Origin of the sequence: Singulisphaera sp. GP187 (assembly GCF_900129635.1) — a bacterium.
Taxonomy (GTDB): Bacteria; Planctomycetota; Planctomycetia; order Isosphaerales; family Isosphaeraceae; genus Singulisphaera.
This window is the reverse complement of record NZ_FSRB01000001.1, coordinates 3077523-3096600: the sequence shown is the minus strand read 5'-3', so window position 1 is coordinate 3096600 and position 19078 is coordinate 3077523. Positions and strand designations below refer to the sequence as shown.

13 protein-coding genes are annotated in these 19078 nt (G+C 62.5%); 5 read left to right on the top strand and 8 right to left on the bottom strand.

Annotated elements, in window-relative coordinates; genetic code table 11:
* Positions 1-13: 13 nt before the first annotated feature.
* From BUS42_RS12160 to BUS42_RS12150, 3 genes are read right to left on the bottom strand one after another with little or no spacing between them, the layout of a single operon-like run.
* On the bottom strand, positions 14-637 hold the full coding sequence (locus BUS42_RS12160; RefSeq protein WP_159452217.1) for an ISAzo13-like element transposase-related protein: 624 nt from the start codon (positions 635-637) through the stop codon (positions 14-16).
* Positions 579-1241: an ISAzo13-like element transposase-related protein gene (locus BUS42_RS41880; RefSeq protein WP_083670173.1), complete on the bottom strand. Its 663-nt coding sequence runs from the start codon at positions 1239-1241 to the stop codon at positions 579-581. Before BUS42_RS41880 ends, BUS42_RS12160 begins: the two co-directional genes overlap by 59 nt.
* Positions 1216-2742 (bottom strand): hypothetical protein, encoded by a 1527-nt coding sequence (locus BUS42_RS12150; RefSeq protein WP_074307142.1) that lies wholly within the window; start codon positions 2740-2742, stop codon positions 1216-1218. The genes BUS42_RS41880 and BUS42_RS12150 overlap by 26 nt, the downstream gene beginning before the upstream one ends.
* A gap of 1981 nt (positions 2743-4723) precedes the next feature.
* On the opposite strand from BUS42_RS12150, the gene BUS42_RS46420 reads away from it, so the two are divergent.
* The 3 genes from BUS42_RS46420 (at position 4724) to BUS42_RS12125 (ending at position 8486) form a co-directional block, all read left to right on the top strand.
* The gene (locus tag BUS42_RS46420) at positions 4724-5092 is read left to right on the top strand and encodes a DUF5372 family protein (RefSeq protein WP_410001705.1); all 369 of its coding nucleotides are present in this window, start codon (positions 4724-4726) and stop codon (positions 5090-5092) included.
* A 212-nt stretch (positions 5093-5304) separates the two neighbouring features.
* Complete coding sequence (locus tag BUS42_RS12130) at positions 5305-7398, top strand: recombinase family protein (protein ID WP_074307139.1); 2094 nt, start codon at positions 5305-5307, stop codon at positions 7396-7398.
* An 83-nt stretch (positions 7399-7481) separates the two neighbouring features.
* Entirely contained in the window at positions 7482-8486 is a 1005-nt protein-coding gene (locus BUS42_RS12125; RefSeq protein WP_315850739.1) for a reverse transcriptase domain-containing protein, read from the top strand.
* 371 nt (positions 8487-8857) lie between these two features.
* Here the strand turns inward: BUS42_RS12125 and BUS42_RS12120 are convergent, their stop codons facing one another.
* Positions 8858-9403 (bottom strand): hypothetical protein, encoded by a 546-nt coding sequence (locus tag BUS42_RS12120; protein WP_074307137.1) that lies wholly within the window; start codon positions 9401-9403, stop codon positions 8858-8860.
* Between the two features lie 374 nt (positions 9404-9777).
* On the opposite strand from BUS42_RS12120, the gene BUS42_RS12115 reads away from it, so the two are divergent.
* Positions 9778-9999: a helix-turn-helix domain-containing protein gene (locus BUS42_RS12115; protein ID WP_074307136.1), complete on the top strand. Its 222-nt coding sequence runs from the start codon at positions 9778-9780 to the stop codon at positions 9997-9999.
* Between the two features lie 1568 nt (positions 10000-11567).
* Here the strand turns inward: BUS42_RS12115 and BUS42_RS45050 are convergent.
* The 4 genes from BUS42_RS45050 to BUS42_RS12080 form a co-directional block, all read right to left on the bottom strand.
* Positions 11568-11690, bottom strand: a complete 123-nt coding sequence (locus BUS42_RS45050) for a RecQ family zinc-binding domain-containing protein (protein WP_254053747.1) — start codon at positions 11688-11690, stop codon at positions 11568-11570.
* 522 nt (positions 11691-12212) lie between these two features.
* Positions 12213-13256 carry a RecQ family ATP-dependent DNA helicase gene (locus BUS42_RS45045; RefSeq protein WP_254053455.1) on the bottom strand — a complete coding sequence of 348 codons (1044 nt, stop codon included), beginning with the start codon at positions 13254-13256 and terminating at the stop codon, positions 12213-12215.
* A 193-nt stretch (positions 13257-13449) separates the two neighbouring features.
* On the bottom strand, positions 13450-13872 hold the full coding sequence (locus BUS42_RS12090; RefSeq protein ID WP_143206306.1) for a hypothetical protein: 423 nt from the start codon (positions 13870-13872) through the stop codon (positions 13450-13452).
* An 808-nt stretch (positions 13873-14680) separates the two neighbouring features.
* Positions 14681-14932, bottom strand: coding sequence for a hypothetical protein (locus tag BUS42_RS12080; protein WP_074307130.1), 252 nt, complete (start codon positions 14930-14932; stop codon positions 14681-14683).
* A gap of 3263 nt (positions 14933-18195) precedes the next feature.
* Between BUS42_RS12080 and BUS42_RS12065 the strand changes: the two genes are divergently transcribed.
* The gene (locus BUS42_RS12065; protein ID WP_074307127.1) at positions 18196-18723 is read left to right on the top strand and encodes a hypothetical protein; all 528 of its coding nucleotides are present in this window, start codon (positions 18196-18198) and stop codon (positions 18721-18723) included.
* Positions 18724-19078 lie beyond the last annotated feature (355 nt).

Below are 19078 nucleotides of genomic sequence, written 5' to 3'. Positions count from 1 at the left end.
CGTCCGGCAGGAATTACTTTACCTGTATATCTGCTGTTTTTGGCTTGATGATAATGTCGTACTTGGGCAGTGCCGTTGAGCGTTGCAGGCGAGCCTCGTACGCTTTCATTTGTTTGGCGGGAACTCGAATACCGTTTGGATAATGGCCATCAAGGCATTTCACTGTCGGGTGCCGCCCTCTCCAGGTCATCCGCCTGGCGCATTGGAGAACGACCTCCAAGCTGTTCAGCAAGACTCCGTTCCACTTCTTCTCCAGCGCCGACCAACAACGTTCGATCGGATTGTATTTGCTGTGGTAGGGAGGATAGTACACCAAACGCACCTCCAACCCTGACCAGTCGGCGAACTGCACCATCCGTTTCAAGAATTGGGTCCGCCGCCCGGAGTTCTTCGGCCCGTTGTCCAGGTAGATCACCAGGCGTTTGATCGATCGGTGGGCCCGCTTGACCTGACGCCACCACATCTGCAAGGCATCCACCCAGGCATCGCTGGTCTCGTGCCATCCGAAGATGAGCATCAATGCTCCGGTCGCAACGCTCAGGATGCCGACGGGGACCAATTTCTCCTTCGCCGGGGGGTCATGATCCCAGCCCTTGGCCACCACGCCCTGCGCGTCGGTCCGGGTTTTTCCCCCCACGGACGTAATCGCCCAGGCTCACCTTCGCTTTGGTATCCATGGAGATCTCCAGCACTTCGGGATCGCCACGGACCTCGTCACGCACCTCCTGCACGTGGGCGAAGATCGCGTCGGTCTCCTCGGTCTTCTTTAGTGGCTTGCCCTTCTGGATCCGCTTGAGGCGGTAGTTCATGCGATTGAGGATGTCACGCATCGTGCGCTCGCTGGGCAACTCCGCCTTGGGGTAACCCTGATCGATCAAAGCCTGGCGCACCTCGGCGGCCGACAAATTCGTGTACCGACGTGACGACTGGAGTCCTGGGTCGGCGTAGGTGTGGGGTTCCACGACGGCGCGGATCAGGGCCGCCAGGCGCGGATCCTTCTCCTCGCTTCGCCTTCGACCGCGTGCGGCGAAGTTCTCCAGGCAGCGAACGCCCTGCTGGGACTCGTGCAGTCCCTTCTCGATCGTATCGCGTCCCCAGCCGAAACGTCGTTCGGCCAGTCGGGCACTGCCATGGCAAAGTTTGGTAGTCACCTCGGCCTGGAAGAGCCGGCGCTGATGTCCGGTGAGTCGTCGGGCCCCCGAGCGAAGCAGTGCATCAATGTGGTCGGCGGAGCCTTCCATGTTGAAGAACCTCCGTGCTGGAGAGTTGACAGTCCTGGATGTGTTCCCCTACCGTGCTTTTGCAAGCATAACTCCGAACACGGGTAGATTTCCAGATACCGGTCGCCTTGCAACGCTCCGACACCGCCCAGTCGTTGTACTTCTCCACCCGCGTGCTCGCGATCCATAACCCCGCCCGCTGCCGTTGCTCGTAGTCGGGGAGGTACGCTCGTCGTCTCTCCAGGTAGCCGATCAACTCCTCGACCGCGGCACGGTTCCTGACCCACTCCAAGGCATTTCGCAGCAGGCCGATTGCGGTCTCCACCTCTCCTCTCCACAACTGACCTAGCAATTCCTTCTCGAACGCGCGACGACGCTCCTTCGGCCCCCCCGCCAAACTCATCGATTCATAACAACGTTTCCGAAGGTGCCACCAGCAGAGCACCATCGCCCTGGACGAGATCCCCAGGCCCTCGAACCAGGTCCGAATCCAACGGGCCCCGTCGCGTAGGACCAGCAACCGACGCTTGGAATCGAGCACCCCTAACTCCAGCAGCAACGCCGAGACTTGCAACCACAGGCCCTCTGTCGTAGCCGCCGCCAAGCTGTACTGCAATCCGGCGACCAGCACCACCGCCGTGAACGTCCAGACCTCCTTACGGCCCGACGACGGCTGGGCCTTGGTCTTCACCTCATCGGGTTCGACGATCACGAATCCTTCGTCCACGGCGCGGGACTCGTCCTTGGCCACGGGGAACGCCGGCTCGCATCCGGCAAAGCCTGTGGCGATCCACTCGGCCTGGATCTGTTCCCACTCGGACTGGGCTTCCTCCGAGTCGTCCCAAGGCGGGTCGTCATCGATCAATCCGGTCATGGCGTCGGGATCGGCCGACGTCTCTCCGAGTTGGGCCAGTTGGGCCTCGGTGGCATTGGCCAGAGTGGCCCGGGCCCGCTCGTGTTGCGCCGCGATCAATCGTTCCCCCTCCTGATGCACGATGTCGATGATCGTGCTGGCCCCCAATAGAGCCGGATCTCCGGCGTACTGGCAGATGTCGGTCTGGCTCTGCCGCGTCGATTGATCGCTCATCTGGTCGCAGACGGCGTCGCGGAGATGGCCGGTGATCATGAGTTGGTGGGACGTGTTCCAGGCCTGAGTCGAGGGAACTTCGATCGTGCCATCCTTCTTGTGGAGGATTCGCGACCGTTTGACGGTGACCTCGCCGAAGATCGTCTTGAAAGTGAAGGAGCGTTTCCCCCTCTGCTGGATGCCGGCTTCGGCCTTGCCATGCCGCCGCTGGAGGACCAATTCCTGGTCGGCCTTCTCGATGAGGGCGCAGAAGAGTCGGCGTTGGACCTCGAGGCCGGCGGAATGGACAAAGGCTTCGATCTGATCAGGGAGATGCTCGTCCTGGAGCGGCATAGGCAAGGACATCTCGAGTGTGAGTTCCACCGAGAAGGTTTGGTCGATCCGGTTGACGGGACGGCACGTGATGGTAGTCTGAAGTCCGTCGGTGGTGCGCACGGTGTGTCTCCATACTGCTACTATGGGGAACCATCGTGCGTACCTTTTTATCCGTCGCGTTGAGAAAGTCACTCCCTTCGCGCAGAATGATCCCGAAGTCGCCTGCTCCAGCTTACGCATTGCCCCCATTGCCGCGCACCAACTGACGAGCGCCAGGCAAATTTTTGCGCATGACGCAGGAGGATTCCGAGTTGTGGTCCGCAGGATTCGTCAGACGTGGATTGCACAGACGAGTGGTTGGGGCGTGACAGCTGACCCCTCTGTATCTAGCGACCGATCGTCAGAAAATCCAGCTCGACTTGGGGGCAAGCAGATTCGCTCGCCGAGGTCAGAGGCACGCTCCTCCTCGATCCCCTCCCACCAGCGACGGCCACTTCGGTAACGGCAACCAGAACGGGCCGGGCGGTTCTGGCCGTATGCCGGGCAACTCGACCTGAGGCTGTCTCCGGGGATCAGCTGCGATCCTCACCGGGGTCAGATTGGCCTCGCGTTGGTGGGGCATTACGAACGCGTGGTCCGCTTCCTGAACCGCCGGGTTGCGAATTCACTCCTGCCAGAGATGACCGACAACTCGAGAGTGTTTGTGCTGGTGCCAGAGTCCAGAGGCATCGAGGTCAGGACCATGAAGGTCACGGGCGGGTCTCCCGCTTTCACCTTCGCTTCGCCCTCGAATTACCGGGGGGGGAGGGGAGGTTCTTCCTGTCGGGCCGGAGCCGAGCCTGTCCGCTGCTTTTCCACCCACAGATTCTGCGGGGGAGCCAGCATCAAGGGAGGCCACGATTGCGAGCCTCATCGCTCTTCCCCGAAAACAACCTTCATCGAACGGGCTCGAAAAGCAAGATTTATGAAGACGGTGACCACGATCCCTGTGAGTAATCCCCACGAAAAGACTCCCATCGCAGCGTCACTATATCCTCCAGTGAGATTCAATTCGGCCAGCGCCGATCCGAGTTCCCCCGTGAGGACGATACCAAATGCCATGCCCCCGACGAGTCGCTTTCCCCGAGGACGGTGCAGGAGAATTCCAATACCTGCCGGAACTTGCAACAGCGAGCAGTGACTCATGGGCACAATGAGGCCGGGGATCAGGTTGCCGATCGACGGCCCGTTCTCGGGCTGGTACAGGAGCACGGTCATCGAATAATAAATGAATAAGCATGCGGCGCGCCGTGAAAAGGTCTGGCTCTTCAGTGGGTGCAACTCCCACCCGGCTAACTCAGTCGCTCCAGCCGGTAGCTATCGAAGCGGTGGTGGAGGTAACGAAGCCGCCGGAGCCTTCGAGACAACGGGTCGTACAAGCGACTCGGCGAGTTCGCAGGCCGTAATGTGAGTGAACGTCGAGCAGGCCTCGAAAGCTTTAAAGTGGAAGCCGACCCGCCCGCATATCGGGGAAGGCCGCAGCCGCTGGGGAAATGAGGCTCACGCCTCGTGAAGCGACACAAAACCAGGGGTTCCACCGGGGTAATGACGACGGCATGCGAGCACACGGAGAACCGAGGCAACACGGGAAACCCCATCGGTGGGAGCGCGTGACTCCCAACTGGACGCCCGTGAGGGACAAGCCAGGCCGACCGGGGTGGCGGACAGGCTCGTAGTACCGATGAAGCCGGTTAACACCGGTGGAGGGAAGGGGCCTGAGTTCAAGACCGACGTCCGAAAGGGCACGAGAACCAGGAGATTGGCGTGAGCCTTGCACCTCCGGAAAAGGTTCGGAAACTCCAGGCGACGTTGCGCACCAAAGCGAAGGGATCGCCGGACTATCGCTTCTATCTGCTGTACGACAAGGTGTACCGTCGCGACATCTTGGCATTCGCCTTCGCCCGCTGCCGTTCCAACGGCGGCGTGCCGGGGATCGACGGCCAGACGTTCGCGGACATCAAGGCGTCTGGGGTCGAGGCGTGGCTCGACGAACTGGCGGAAGACTTGAGGAGGAAGACGTATCAGCCGGACCCTGTGAAGCGTGTTTACATTCTTAAATCGGATGGTAAGCAACGCCCGCTGGGAATTGGAATGCCAACAGCACACTACCCCCTCATCCCAACCCTCCTTGGGATTCGTCACCATCACCCATCCGCATCACCCGCTCCATGGGCAGAAGGTCGAGGTCGTCCAACTCCGCCGAGGGATCGATCCGGATCTCATCGTCCGACTTCCTGACGGGCACCATGCCGCCATCGCCATGAGCGGCACGGACTACGCCTCTCCTCCTGAGGGCGGGACCCCGCCCAGGCCGGATCATCTTCTCGATCTCGACGGACTCCGCCAGGCCCGCCTGCTTCTCGATCGCGTCGGTTGCCCTGCGACCGGTCACGCCCGCCAAACCCATTCGGCCACGCGCGGCACTCGATAAGATCATCCCCATCGATCTAACGTTGCCTGAATCGCTTGGGGAATTGCTCTTATGAGGCTTCAAGATTCTTTTCCTGTCCCAGTGATCGCGCCCGCCCACGTCTGGGAGGGGCTTACCGCCGATGCGCAGGCCGGCGCCATTCGACTGATGGCGAATCTGGCATCCAATCTCGTCGCCCGACACACGGAAACTACTCACCAGGAGTTCGTCCCATGCCACCACGACTCGCACCCCCAAAAATCCGACCGGAACATCTCGATCGCCAAGCCCTGATCTACGTCAGGCAGTCGACCCCCATGCAGGTGCGCGACAACATCGCCAGCACCGCTCGCCAATATGACCTGGCACGACGCGCCGAGCAATTTGGATGGCCCAAGGAACGCATCCACGTCATCGACCAGGATCAAGGGCACTCCGGGGCCTCGGCCCTCGGACGCGACGGCTTCCAGTACCTGATGGCCGAGGTCGGGCTCGGCCGTGCCGGCGCTGTCCTCAGCCTGGAGGCCTCGCGTCTGGCCCGTTCCTGCAGTGACTGGTATCGCCTCATCGAGATTTGCGGTCTGACCGATACACTCGTCATCGACGAGGATGGCGTTTATGATCCAACTCAGTACAACGACCGCCTGCTCTTGGGGATCAAAGGGACCATGAGCGAAGCCGAGCTGCATTGGATCCGCTCGCGGTTGCTGGGGGGCAAATTGGAGAAGGCCCGAACCGGCCAACTCCGCTCCCGGCCTCCCACCGGGCTGGTCTATGACCCCGCCGGCCAAACCGTCCTCGATCCCGACGAACAAGTGCAGCAGGCGCTCCGATTGGTCTTCGACACTTTCGAGCAGGTGGGTGCCGCGCTCGGGGTCGTCCAGTTTTTCGCCGCGAATCAGTTCAGCTTCCCCACCCGCCATTACGGGGGGAGTCGAGATGGTCAACTGACCTGGCGACCATTGGACCTCGGTCGTGTCCTGGCCATCCTCCACAATCCGACCTATACGGGCACCTACGTCTATGGACGGACCAAAACCCGCAACATCCTCTTGCCCGGCGAGGGGCCTCGGATCAAAGGCCGGACGCGTCGCGTTGTCGTCGAGGATTGGCCGTTCGTCCTCCACGACCACCATCCCGCCTATATCACCTGGGAGCAATTCCAGCGGAATCAACGACGGCTCCTTGAGAATTGCACATCCGATCATCAAGAGCGACGCGGGGCCCTCCGAGAAGGGGCAGCGCTGTTGCAAGGCCTCGTCCTTTGCGGGCGGTGTGGGCGGCGCATGACAATCCGTTACATGGACGACGGCAAGATTCCTTTGTACGAATGCAATCAGCTTCATAAGAATCGCGGAGAGAAGACCTGCCAATCGCTCCGCGGCGACCGAATTGATGCGGCGGTGGCCCGGGTCTTCCTGGAAGCCATGCGCCCGGCGCAACTGGAGGTGTCGATGGCCGCCATCGACCAGATCTCGCAGCAGGCGCGGAGGGCGGACCGCCAGTGGGACTTGATGGTGGAGCGGGCGAACTACGACGCGGAGTTGGCTCGGCGCCGGTTCCAGGCAGTCGATCCCGAAAATCGCTTGGTCGCCCGGACATTAGAGCGGGAATGGGAGGCGAGGCTGGCCGAGGTGGAGCGTCTGGAGAGGGAATCGGCCGCACGGCCCACACGGTTGACCCGCCTGGTCGATCCCGCGGAGCGTACCCGGATTCTGGCATTGGCGCAGGACCTGCCCGCGCTGTGGCAGGCCGAGACGACGACGCAGGTCGAGCGCAAGCAATTGCTCGGATTCTTGATCAAGGATGTCTGCTTGACACGGGCTGAGACGACGATCGAGGTGGCGATCCGCTGGCGCACGGAGGCCTGCACCCTCTTGAACATCCCTCGCCCGAAACGCTCTTGCGATGCTCGCCGGACCGACCCGGCGGTGCTCGCTCGCCTCCGCACCCTGGCGGCAGATCACCCGGACTGTCGGATCGCTCAAATCCTCGATCTGGAAGGATTCCGATCCGGGACAGGCCGCCCGTTCACAACGACCATTGTAAAACAAATCCGATATAGCTATTCAATTTCAAGTGGTTGTCCTGATCGGCCCGCGCCGTGTGCCGACGGCTACCGGGCGGATGGGCGTTGCACCGCAAGTGTCGCGGCAGCGCGGCTCAACGTGACGGTATCGACTATCGCGGATTGGTGTCAGTCGGGACACCTGGACGGTATCCAATCGACGTCCCACGGCGCCTGGTGGATCCAGTTGACGCCAGAGATTATCGCCCGCTTGCGCAAGCCTGCCCGTCGCTCCTGGACCCGGCGTTCAGCCTCGTGAATCAGGGAGAGGCCCATGGAAGGGCCGGACTTTCTTTACTCAATCCCCAACCCGTTTGCGAAGAGGTGCAGTATGAATGACACATCGGAACGATTCGAGACCGCGTGGTACAGATGGCTGTGGTTCTGGTCTTGGAGCCGATCTTCGAGGCAGACCTGGAGCCGGAACAACACGCCTATCGGGCCGAGCACAGTGCGTTGGACGCCGTCAAGGAGGTCCACGGACTGCTCAGCTCGGGGCATACGGAAGTCGTCGATGCGGACTTGTCGGGTTACTTCGATAGCATCCCTCATTCGGAACTGATGAAATCGGTCTCGCGTCGCGTCAGCGATCGGCATCTTTTGAAGCTGATCAAGATGTGGCTCGAAGCACCGGCGGAAGAAGTCGACGACCGAGGGCGGCGCCGTCGAACGACCCGCAACAAGGACGAAGGCCGGGGCAGCCCGCAAGGGTCTCCGATTTCGCCGTTGTTGGCGAATATTTGCATGCGTCGGTTTGTTCTGGGCTGGAAGGTATTGGGGCACGAGCGTCGTTTGGACGCTCACATCGTCAACTACGCCGATGATTTTGTGATCTGTTGCCGCGGCAGCGCCGACGAGGCGATGCGGGTGATGCGATCGATGATGTTGAGGCTGCGGCTGACGGTGAACGAGACCAAGACACGCCTGTGCCGCGTGCCACAGGAAAGCGTGACCTTCCTGAGTTATACGATCGGTTTGTGTCACTCCGCGCGGACGGGTCGCTCGTACATTGGTACAAAACCGTCCGCGAAGGCGATCGACAGCCTTAAGGCCAAGATCCACGTGTTGACCGAACGACGATGGCTGTGGACGACGGTCGAAGACCGGGTGGCGAAACTGAACCGGATGCTTCTGGGATGGTCGAACTACTTCTGTCTCGGGCCTGTCAGCCCGGCCTACCAAGCCATTGACCGCTACACGCGGCATCGGCTTCGCCAGTGGCTTCGCGGGAAGCATAAGTTGCAGAGTCGCGGAACGACACGATTCCCCGACGCGAGGCTTCATGACGAATTTGGCCTCATTCGCTTATGTGATCGCCCTCGAAGCTTTCCGTGGGCAAAGGGGTGAGTGCTTGTCCGAGAGCCGGATGCGGGAAAACCGCCCGTCCGGTTCGATGAGCGGGGAGTGGAAACGGGGCGTTCAGCTACCGCGCCACTCCTCGACTCTACTTGTTCATTCTGGGTGCTATGGCACCGACTTCGAGCTGCACCGGAAGTACGGCGGGTTCTCATTCAGAACAGGTCACTCATTCTTTCCCTCTACTGATGGATTCGCCTCGGATCGTCTTCCAACCAATCCTTCCAGACGATGCGTTTGATGCGACCGAGGTGCTCGTCACGGATTCTGCAGCCGGTCCGTCCTCGATCAAAAACAATCCAGCGAGTCCTGTGGATTGAGCGGAGTCACGGCGATCCCGGGCTCCCAGGTTCTTGCGAGCCCTATGGTGCTACGCCGTGCCGGATCGCGACTTGTTGCAATTCAGCCCAGGTCTCCTGAACTTGAGCCATCGCCCCATTCGCTTCGGAAATGGCTGGAATTATCGAGGAGCCGACGGTGAGAAATGACTTGAGGAACCCGTTAAGCCCTTCATTGCTCGACTTGACACGGGCCACCGCTGCCCAGGCTCCGACATGCTTCTTGTAGGAGGACTGAAAGTCACGCGGGCAACCTTCCAGGTCAATTCTGTCCATCTCGCCAGCGAGTTCTGCGACAATGGCCGAACCATCCCAATACTGATCCATCAGCCCGACTTTCTTCCCGATCCGTTCAGCAAGGATTCTGTCCTGATGGAAAACCCTCCGAATGGATTCTGCCTCTCCCGGACCGCGACGCCAGGCCAGGAAAACGGCTAATAAGCATGCGACGGCGAGCCCGCCCAGAAGGTAAGGTCTCGCGGTGACGAGCCTGCTTACCCTGTGAGCGAGGAGATGTCGAACGTCTGCCGCAATATCACCGACACGGGGAGGTGGTTTGGTCTCGTTCATGCCCAGCTTACCCTTCGCAATCAGATTGCCTGTCAGAATCCTGGGCCGCCAGGCCCACGTGGTGTTTCAAGACGACGTCGTACGGCGCCCTGAATTGGGGGAGTCAGGCAGCTCACAGCCTTCCCGGCGGTATCCTCAGGCCGGATACGACGATCCTTGTTCCTGTACCCTCACGAGAACTGGGATTTCGACTTGAAACTCACCATATGAACAGACAACGAACCGCTTGTGTTTGGGTTCGAAATGGCTCGTTTTGAGGCCGCCGCGGCCTTGCAGGAATCTCAGATCGCTCGTTTCAGCAGATCATAGAGTAACCCCTCGCTGTAAACAAGAGTTTACCGACAGAATGTTGCGGCTCGGCTACGCTTCCGGCCATGTTGGGAGAGGAGCTTCGCAAAGCACGTGAGCAGGCCGGGATGACCCAGGAACAACTGGCGTTCGAGTCAGGCTTGTCTCGGCCCTACATCAGCCAGCTCGAACACGACATGAAGTCGCCCCGGCTGGACACCTTCTTCTTGCTCTGTGACGCCCTGGGCATCTCGGCCGAGGAACTGATCGGAAGAATCGATAAGGACAGGCAGCCCCCACGCCGTTAGCCCAGGTCCTGTTATTTGACCGAAGAATCCTGAAAATCCATCGTCTCGAACAGATCGTTGTGCGGTCGGACGACGCTGGAAAAGTTCGTGATGCGGCTGGGCGCGGGGCCATCGAAAGTGTGCCCAAATTGCCCTGTGGCTCCTCTGCGAAGCGAAGCTACCGTCTCGATCGCGGACGGTTCGGTCAACTCGATGACATGGGGCGTGCCGACCCGGCATGGTCATTCTCTCGCGACGGCGGTGGTGATCCGGCCGATCTTCCGGGCTGGTTCCTCGACCGCTCCAGCAGGACTGTCCATCCCTCCGCGTTGGACGTCGGCGAGTCCGTCGAGGCGATAGCGCCGATTTCCACCACGCGGCCAGAGGGCGGCTAAAGCCGGGGCCTCGGCCGGCGAGAGTGCCGCCCCTCCGTATGTCTGGACTGCACTTCGAGAGCGAGGGGCGATCGCAGGAGCTCACCGACGAGGAGTGGGAAATCGCATGCTCCGTCGACGACGAGGCGTCGGATGCCCTCCCGGCCGCGGTGAAGATCGTCTCCGGGCTCCAGACCTCCTGCCAGAGATCCACGGGATCTAGCGGGCAGGAGAATTCGCGAAAGTCCAAGGTGCGCGGGCACGGCCCAGGGGCTGGCTGACGTCGCGGCCGCGTCGGGATGTCGTGTAACGGGGGCGTGAACGGATACCCTCGTAGCTCGGTGGCGTCCCATCCATGAGGGGTGTTTTACACGCCGGCGGGCCGAGAAGTTAGGGGGGCAGTCAAGGACCCGGTAATCTCATACATCGCAAAAACAACGGGCTTGTCGATCGCTGCAACCGGAGAGGAAACGCTGATCCTTGGCTCGATCACAACCGCAGGCGGAGGGAAGTCTAGCTTTGCTGCCTGGACCGGGATCGGAGCGAGGATCGCTCTGCCGGTGGCGGTCAGCGGCGGCTCAACGACCGGAGGAAATGGCGGGCCGGCTCGAATCAACCGGTGGGGTGGCTGGATCTCTACCGGGGCCTTCGCCACCACCGTCGGCTTTGGAGTCGACTCGCTGGGCGAGTTGACCGGTCCGAGGCACGATCGCACTATCGAAAAGCGGAGGGCAGCGGCGCCGAGTCGAGCGATGTTCCAGGAATAACCGCCGCGATCGGACTTCATCGTCCGACGACTTCCGGACTCGGCATCGCCAGGGACACCCCGTGGCCCCAGTGGGTGTCACGTCATACGCCGTGGCGTCCGCCGTCGTGAAGCTCTACACCAGTGGCCCGGATGTCCCAAATACCAGCTCGTCTCGTCCACGAAGGTTGCGGCGCTGGTGCGGAGCTTTGCAATCAATTGTTCATGCCGCATAGATTCAGTTGCTCCACGAAGAGAAACACCCGCGGGAATGGAACATCGGCCAAGGCCCCGAATCGAGAATCACTCGTGTGCCGGGCGTAGCCTGTGGCTGGCAAAGACAGTCCGCACCGAAAGCGTGCCGTCTGGCGTGGCGAACCGAGTGCCCCATGACCCGCGGCGTTGAGATCGAGCAGCATCCCACTCTCGTGGTTGCCCAGTTCACGAACCGGCGTCGGCAAGGCCGGCGTTCAGACCATCCCCTCGCATCGGTTGCAGTGGCCGCAATCCTCCTCCAACTCCTCGCCGAAGTAGGACAGGAGCGCGCGGGTCAGGCAGCCGCCCTCCTGAGCGAACTCCAGAACCTCGTGCATACGCGCAACGCCACGTTCCTCTCGTTCCTCGTAGCGGTCGACCATCGACTGGCGCAACTGGTCGAGCTTGATCCTGGACTGTAACCTCCGGTACCCTGCCGGGCACCGCGCACATTGAGCGTGAGATGACCGTGCAATTCGAGGTCGGTCAGCACCGAGATAATCCTCCGCCGGGGCACGTTGATCAACTCCGCAGTCTGATCGACGTCGAGAGTCTTCAAGTAACTTCCGCCGCGCGCCTCCGCAACGACCCGCCGGACCAAATCGGCGGACCCGTCCACCAGGTCCTTGAGAATCCTCTCGATCGGCCGCTCCAGGTGGAAGCTGTACTCGGCATACGATGAACCCGTCGCTTGCAGAATGCCGTCCAGCTCAAGGTACGTCAGCAGCGTCTGGACGACGGCCAGGCGCATCCCGTACCTGCGCGACAGCGAATGGACCGACACGTCGAATACCGGTCCGCGCTCGAGAACATCCTTCACGAGGACGGCGATTTCCTCGGCTGTCGGCGTGTCGCCAAAGTTAAAAGTTCTCCAGCGTCACGACGTCATCGGCGCACGCGAACATCTCACACTCGGCGGACCTCCCGTCGCGGCCGGCCCGGCCGATCTCATAGGCGTAGCTCTCCAGGCTCCTGGGCAGATTGAAATGGTACACGTACCGGATGTTGGCCTTCTCGATCCCCCTGCCGATGTCGCTCGTCGCCACCACTACCATGCCGTCGGAAGCCATCAAGGCCTCCTGGATCTCGTGGCGCTGTTCATCCTTCATGCTCGCGTGGTAGGGCGACGCGTCGAAGCCCTCGTCGGTCAGGAACTCGGCCAGCCCCTCGGCCGTCTTTCGTTGCGTGACGAACACGATCGTCGGTCCCGCGGGTCGGTCGCGCAGCCGCTCCTGGAGAAGCTCGCGGCGCTCGTCCGGGCGGCATGGCGTGATGTGCAGCTCCACGTTTTCTCGGTGGAAGCTCGCCTGGATGACATCCTCGTCGGCGATGCCAAAGGCATCGGCGATGTCGCGGGCGACCTGCGGGGTGGCGGTCGCGGTCAGCGCTAGGACGCGGCCCACGTCGAGCGACTCGGCTCGCTGGGCCAGGTTCAGATACACAGGGCGAAAATTGTGACTCCACTGGCTGATGCAGTGCGCATCATCGACCACCAGAAGCGAGACCTCCTGACGGGCCAGCGTGTGCAAGAACCGCTCGCTGGCCAACCGTTCGGGGGCGACGTAAAGCAGCTTGAGGCGGCCGGTGCGCAAGTCATCATAGACCAGTCGCTCCTCAGCGGCGTCCAGGCGGGAATCGAGCCGCGCCGCGGGGATGCCTCGCATTGTCAGGAAGTCGACCTGTTCCTTCATCAGGGCGATGAGCGGGCAGACGACGACGGTAAGCCCGTCGAGTAACAGTGCCGGCAACTGGTAGCAGAGGCTCTTTCCGCCGCCGGTCGGGAGGACAGCCAGGGTGGACCGGCCTTCCAGCACTCGGCGGATGATCGGCTTCTGTCCCTTGCGGAACTTGCCGAGCCCGAACGTCTTTTTGAGAACCTGTCGTGCGTCGTCGATGTCAAGCATGTTACCCGCTCCAGGGTGGTCGGTCGGGCCTGGTGCAGGTCCGACCTGAGGGGCGACCATCCTCTGAAAGGCGACTTGTCCGGTAAAGGCGAATGCGCCCAGCAGGACCTCCGGACCCCGTTGCGTCTCCAGTTTGGTCGACGAACCTGGACAACTCCGCGCCTCCGTGTCGCGTGGATCAACATCGACCATACTATGGAGCCAGGATGGGCGGCCTTTCGGCCGTGGCGTGAATTTCCGGCTCAGTGACCCCGGGGAGGGGAACCGCACGAATCCGCTCGCCCAGCCGCGCACGACTCCAGGCCCGTCGCTTGTCCGCGTGGATCAGGCGGTGCGACGGGCTGTCCGACGGCGAGTCCGACCGGTCCACAAGTTCCTCTTTCGGGCGCCCCCACGCCCACGACTCGGTCATGGTGAACGTCCACCGGCAGATGTGAGAGGCCCCGGCGTTCGTCCGCGAGACCCGCATCTGCCGCCGGCCGGCACCGACGATGCTCTTACAATCTCGGGGCGCAATAATCAGCGAGACGTGGGCGACGACCATCTCCCGGATGTCCGCGACCGAGTCTGACACGTCGGTGCGGAAGGACGCCATCTTGCCGGTCGGCTCGTCCATCAGCACCACCCTGATCGACCCGGCCGTCGGGTCGTCCGGTACGACGCGGGCCCCTGGACTCCGAGATCGAGGCCATCCACCAAGAGGTGGAAGCCCGCCACGGCAGCCCGCGCATCCACACCGAGTTGGTGGCGTGCGGCACGCCCTACTCCATGAACACCCCTGACACCTCGTCCGAGCGAGGCCCTCCGAGGTGGAGAGGGGCTCGGCCAGGCCCGAAGGTGCGATTCGGTCACCGTCCGAGTTCGCGCCTCGATCCCGACGTCACCAAGCGAGTTGCGGAAGTCCGGTTATCGAGACACCTGGGAATCTCGAGCACTTCCCTGCACGTCGCGAAACAGCCCGACGACAAAGCTTCGGACTCCGGGATGCAAGGTGCGGTATCCCGGAGAGGCCAGCAGGCAGTAGGCGACTTTCGTCTCGCTCTCGACACGCTGAATGACGCCCGAAGTTAGGATCGCTCGAGTGGAGACGCCGGCCGCTTCAATTGGGTAGTCCAAGAATCGGGGTCCACCATGACCCTCAAGATAGGAGCCGCACTCGTTGCTCTATGAGATTGCCAGACGTCGAGCGTCCTCGTCGAGCCAACGGTCGAGCTCAGGCCGACTTCGATCGTTACGCACGAACGCGGCGGCGGGGTGGTGATGGCTCGACAGGCAAGTCTTGCAACTGGCCGGTCGTCTTCCGCTCACCGACGAATTCCCGCAATGGGGCAACGATCGTGGGAAAGATCGGACCCTTGCAGTCGGAGTCGCCCGGATCCTTGTGCGGGGAAAAAGGTCCTGATCCGGCGAACGCCCCCCGCATCTCACGCCTCGTGGATCGCGTCGGAGTCGTCTTGGGGCTCCTCCCTATCGATCTCCGAGCCATCGCTCGCTTCATCGACGTTGGAGAATCCCACAAAAAGCAGGGCCGAGGTTCGGTAGGGGATCGTTCGCGGAAACCGACCACGCGCGTCATGGTGCCGGAAGAGCGGACGGGGTACGTCAACGCCCGGCCGGTAAGAATTAGCGAGGAGCCTCGCCATTGACCGCGCAAACCCGGGTAAGACCTTACCCATGTGTCTCTCCTCGGGTTTGCGAATGCCCTCACTCACAACGTAGACGCATTATGCCAGTTGACTGTGGTCATGCAATCAGGGCCCACGCGAGGCCCTGAAGGAGGTCCGGACCATCGAGATCGCCACGAACCGGTTGGTGTCGCCCGACCTCGCCCGGGCTTTCCGGATCCCCGGCCGTCCCGAATGGGCCACGATCCGCGACTGCGGGCGGCCAATGGAGCCGAGCCTCTCTCGAACGCTCTTCTATGACCGACGGCGCCCTGCTCGCCAAGCCCAAGGCTGGCCGGGTCGGATCGATGCGACGCGAAGGCGGACGAGGAACACTTCTCGACCACCCTTTCACGCCCCGTCTCGGGACGAGGCCCGGGCGGCCCCGGACCGCCTTCGGTCGGGACCCGACCGCGCATCGGACCTGGCGGGCGTCCTCTGGGCGACGATCAACACACGCGACTTCGTGCTGATCCACTGAAATGTTGCGGACGACCTTCGGAGGGCCGCCACGACGTCTCGTTCGGACTGGAGGACTAAACACCTGGTTGCGAGCTGGAACGACGGACACCTCGAACTCGTCCTTCGGGGCTCAACTGGGTCGCGAATACGCCCCGGGAGCATCGCGTTCCTCGCACGGCGAAAACGCATGGAGGCCAGCCAGGTGCGGAGAAATAGCCGCGGGAGCCATGCGTCTGAGCCCAGTCGGGGGGGCACCCCAACGATTTCCAACCTCCATCCTTGCTTCTGTTTCCGGACCACCCCGGCAATCGACTCCCGGTCGACCTCCGGACAGGGCCGTATCGGCCTTAATCTCGCCCCTGTAAAGCCCTCCCGATGTCCGTCCTCCGGAATGCCGGACGCCAAGCTCGCCCCGTCCTGCGAATCGTGTTTCCAGATTGCAGAGTCCGATCGGGGATTCGACCTCACGGAGCGGGGCCGCAAAGCGCGCACTCGGCGCGCACCAGTCGCGCACTTTGCGGGCCGTTTCCTGGTGCCAAGTACCTGAAAGTGGCATGGCAGACGGGCCACCCATCACATGGGGTCGGTTTCCGCCATGCAACAAGGCAGAGGTCGACCTGTCGGGTACGGCCGTGGGCGCCGGGAGCCCGTGTTCCGGACTTGTACCCGGGCGTGACGAACCATGTCCGCGGAGAGACCCCGGCATCGCCAAGGTGTCGATGAACATGAGAGAGGAGGCGTTCTCGATACGTCCAGGCTCGATCCCTCGATCGAACGACGGGAATGGGCACGGTCTGTCTGAAGTTGACGACCGGAAGAGGTCCTCGGCCGATGGGGTGAACGGTGGATTTCGCCCCGAAAGATCGGCATCCCCACCGGTCCCGGATTGGGAGATCCCCGGCTGCTGAGCCTTCAGACGCGGGAATACCGGCGTCGTCGCGCTCGCCCGGGTCGTCGGCCATCCGTTCGACGACGACGACGATGGGACCGCGCTCCCTCGCGGCGTGCGGATGCCGGACCCTGAAGCCGACCGCTGATTTCACCACGAGCTTGGCAGTCAACGCTCCGCTCGCCTGATCATGGCTCACGAGCCCGACACGTCCATCGTTCGGTTCCAGGTCGATGTCCCGACCAGGGGTCGATCTCGGATTCAGTTCGCGATCTCAATCTGCCAGCGTTCCCGAGTCGAAGGTGGCATGTCCCGACTTGAAGGTCCCGTCCGCATCCGTGTCCTCTCGGGCACGCGCATACGAGCGGGCTGAGGAGTAGGGCGACGATGGCACCGTTGACGTCACCACGACTCGCGAGTGCCGCACGGGTCGAAGGGAATATAGACGGTGTTGGCTGACCGATTTCTTCGAGGAGTTTGAGCGAGCCGTCAGGATTCGGGTCCCAAGCGGGGCTCGTATGGACGAGAGGTCAATGGGCAAGCCAATGACCGCTGAAAGTCGTTTGGCGTGATGCATGTCCGGATCGAGGCCGTCGTCGTCCCCTATTTTTGGTGCACCACCCGCATGCACCAGGTCCGGCACCGATCACAGACGGGTTCCACGACCAACAGCCGGTTGGGATGGTCTTCGGTGCCCGCAGGACACTTGGCGGTCCTGCTCAGGGGCACGCCACTACGATGAGGCAATGTGGCGGCCCTGAGGGGGTCGGCAAGGTCGACAATGCATTCCGGCGCCCCGACCGGCGATCCTTCGCACCTTCGTCACTCCGGGCAAATGATCGCGGCTGCGGCCTCTCCGGCGTCGGATCTAGGGTCATCGCTTCCAGTCGGGCCGGCGAGTTCGACCGCAGCCGTCTCCCGGCCGGGTAGGACCTCGTGCGTTGAGTGTCCAAAGTTATTCACCATGAGGGGTGAAGGGGAACGATCGTGAGCCAGTCTCGAAGGATGGCCCCCAGGACCGGCTAGGCGTCGAGTGTCGACGGCCCGACGACTCCTGTTCGATCAGGTAGGGGTCCGACTGCGTCGACTGCAGTGAGCATCCGTATGGATTGGACGTCAGTTATCGCTCGATCGGGGAGGGGCGAAAGGTGGCCCTCGATGTGTCGGTCTGAGTCAGGTGCGACGCGGACTCGATAGTCTCCACGACATCGAGCGATTGTGGGCACCGGATCTGGGTAAGGTCTTACTCCCCTTCCTGCTGGCCGATCGAGATGGCTGAGTCGCGCAGATCGCGCCGGTCGACCTCATACCTGGATCGACCATGAGGGCGCAACCACCATTCCGATCGAGGTGGGAGTTCTCGATCGAGCCGGTGAACCGCGAGCAAGTTCGGACGTTCGATGTGGGATGGCCTCCGAGGCGAGCCCGGACCGGGTCCCAGGGGCGAAAGCCGCCGGGCGCGAAGCACCGGGGGACTGGGGCCTTCGCTTCCACCTCGGAGGATCGGCGCACCCCACATTTATTGACCGGGGGCCAGCTCTCGACCGGCCTCATCCTCGAATGCGCCGTCTTCCTGCACTGTCGCGCGATGGCGTCAGGTCCGTCAAAACCACCGGCGAACCTTCTCCACCTCCCCGCGACCTAAGGATGACAGAGTCAACGAAGTCGGGCCGACGTGCCTCACGCCAGGCTTCCCCCAGACCGCGCCGCCATGTACTGGCCGTGATGTGCCGACGCACCAAGACCGAGGTGCGGGGGCATGAGGCTGCTCGTCCCAATGTTGGTTGGCGGATGAACAGGGTGGCATTGTCTCGTTTCGCCAGAAATGGTGGGCGGGCGGGTTGACAGATTGAGTAGATCGGGAGGCCCCGCCGTGGTGAGATGACATCCGACCAAGGGTATCACCATCACGGAAGGGCCTCCCATGTTCAAGTTATCGCCCCGCGTCTGGATCCTCAATGCCGCAGCCGTCCTTTCCGGCCAGCACGGTGCCGTCACTCAACAAGCCGAACAGGCCGGATGCAGCCGCGAAACCCTTTACGAGCATGCCCGCAAGGTCGAGCGGCGGCTTGTCGGTGGGCCCGCCGATGAACTCGTGGCCGAACTTCGCGCCGAGAATCTCCGGTTGCGTGAGGAACTCGACCGGCTCAGAGACGAAGCCCAAGACAGGGTCCTTATCGATAAGGCCAAACAACGACAACTGGCCACCACCGCGTTCGCTCTGGGCGTCAGCCTGCGCCAGATCGAGGAGCTCTTCGCGATCCTCCTGCCCGCCAAGGTAGTCCCCGACCATACGACCCTGGGGCGTTGGGTCCAGGACGCGGCCCGGCAAGCGGGCCGAATGCTGAAGGTCCTCGATCCGGCGTCTGCGTCCCGGGTGCGGACCCTTGCCGTGGACGAGATCTTTTTTGGGGGCGGCCGACCCTGGTTGGCATCGAGCCGGCGAGCATGACGGCCGTCTTCTGCCACAATGCGGCCGACCGCAAAGCCGAGACCTGGGCGAAACAACTGGAGCCCTTCGTGCACCTGGAGTTCGCCATCTCCGACGCCGCCAAGGGGATTGCCGCGGCGGTGGTCGAAGTCGCCCGAGTCCGTCACGACGATCCCTCGGCCGCGGCGTTGGAGCAGGGGTTGGACGTCTTTCATACCACGATGGAAGCCAAGCGGGTCCTGACCCAGCACTGGCGGCGTGCCGAGGCAGCGTGGGAGAAGGCGGAGACCGCCGACCTCGAAGTGGCGCGGTCGAAGCGGCGCGGGATCGACGCGCGGGGCGTGACCCAGACTGCCCGCGCCGCGTGGGGCCGGGC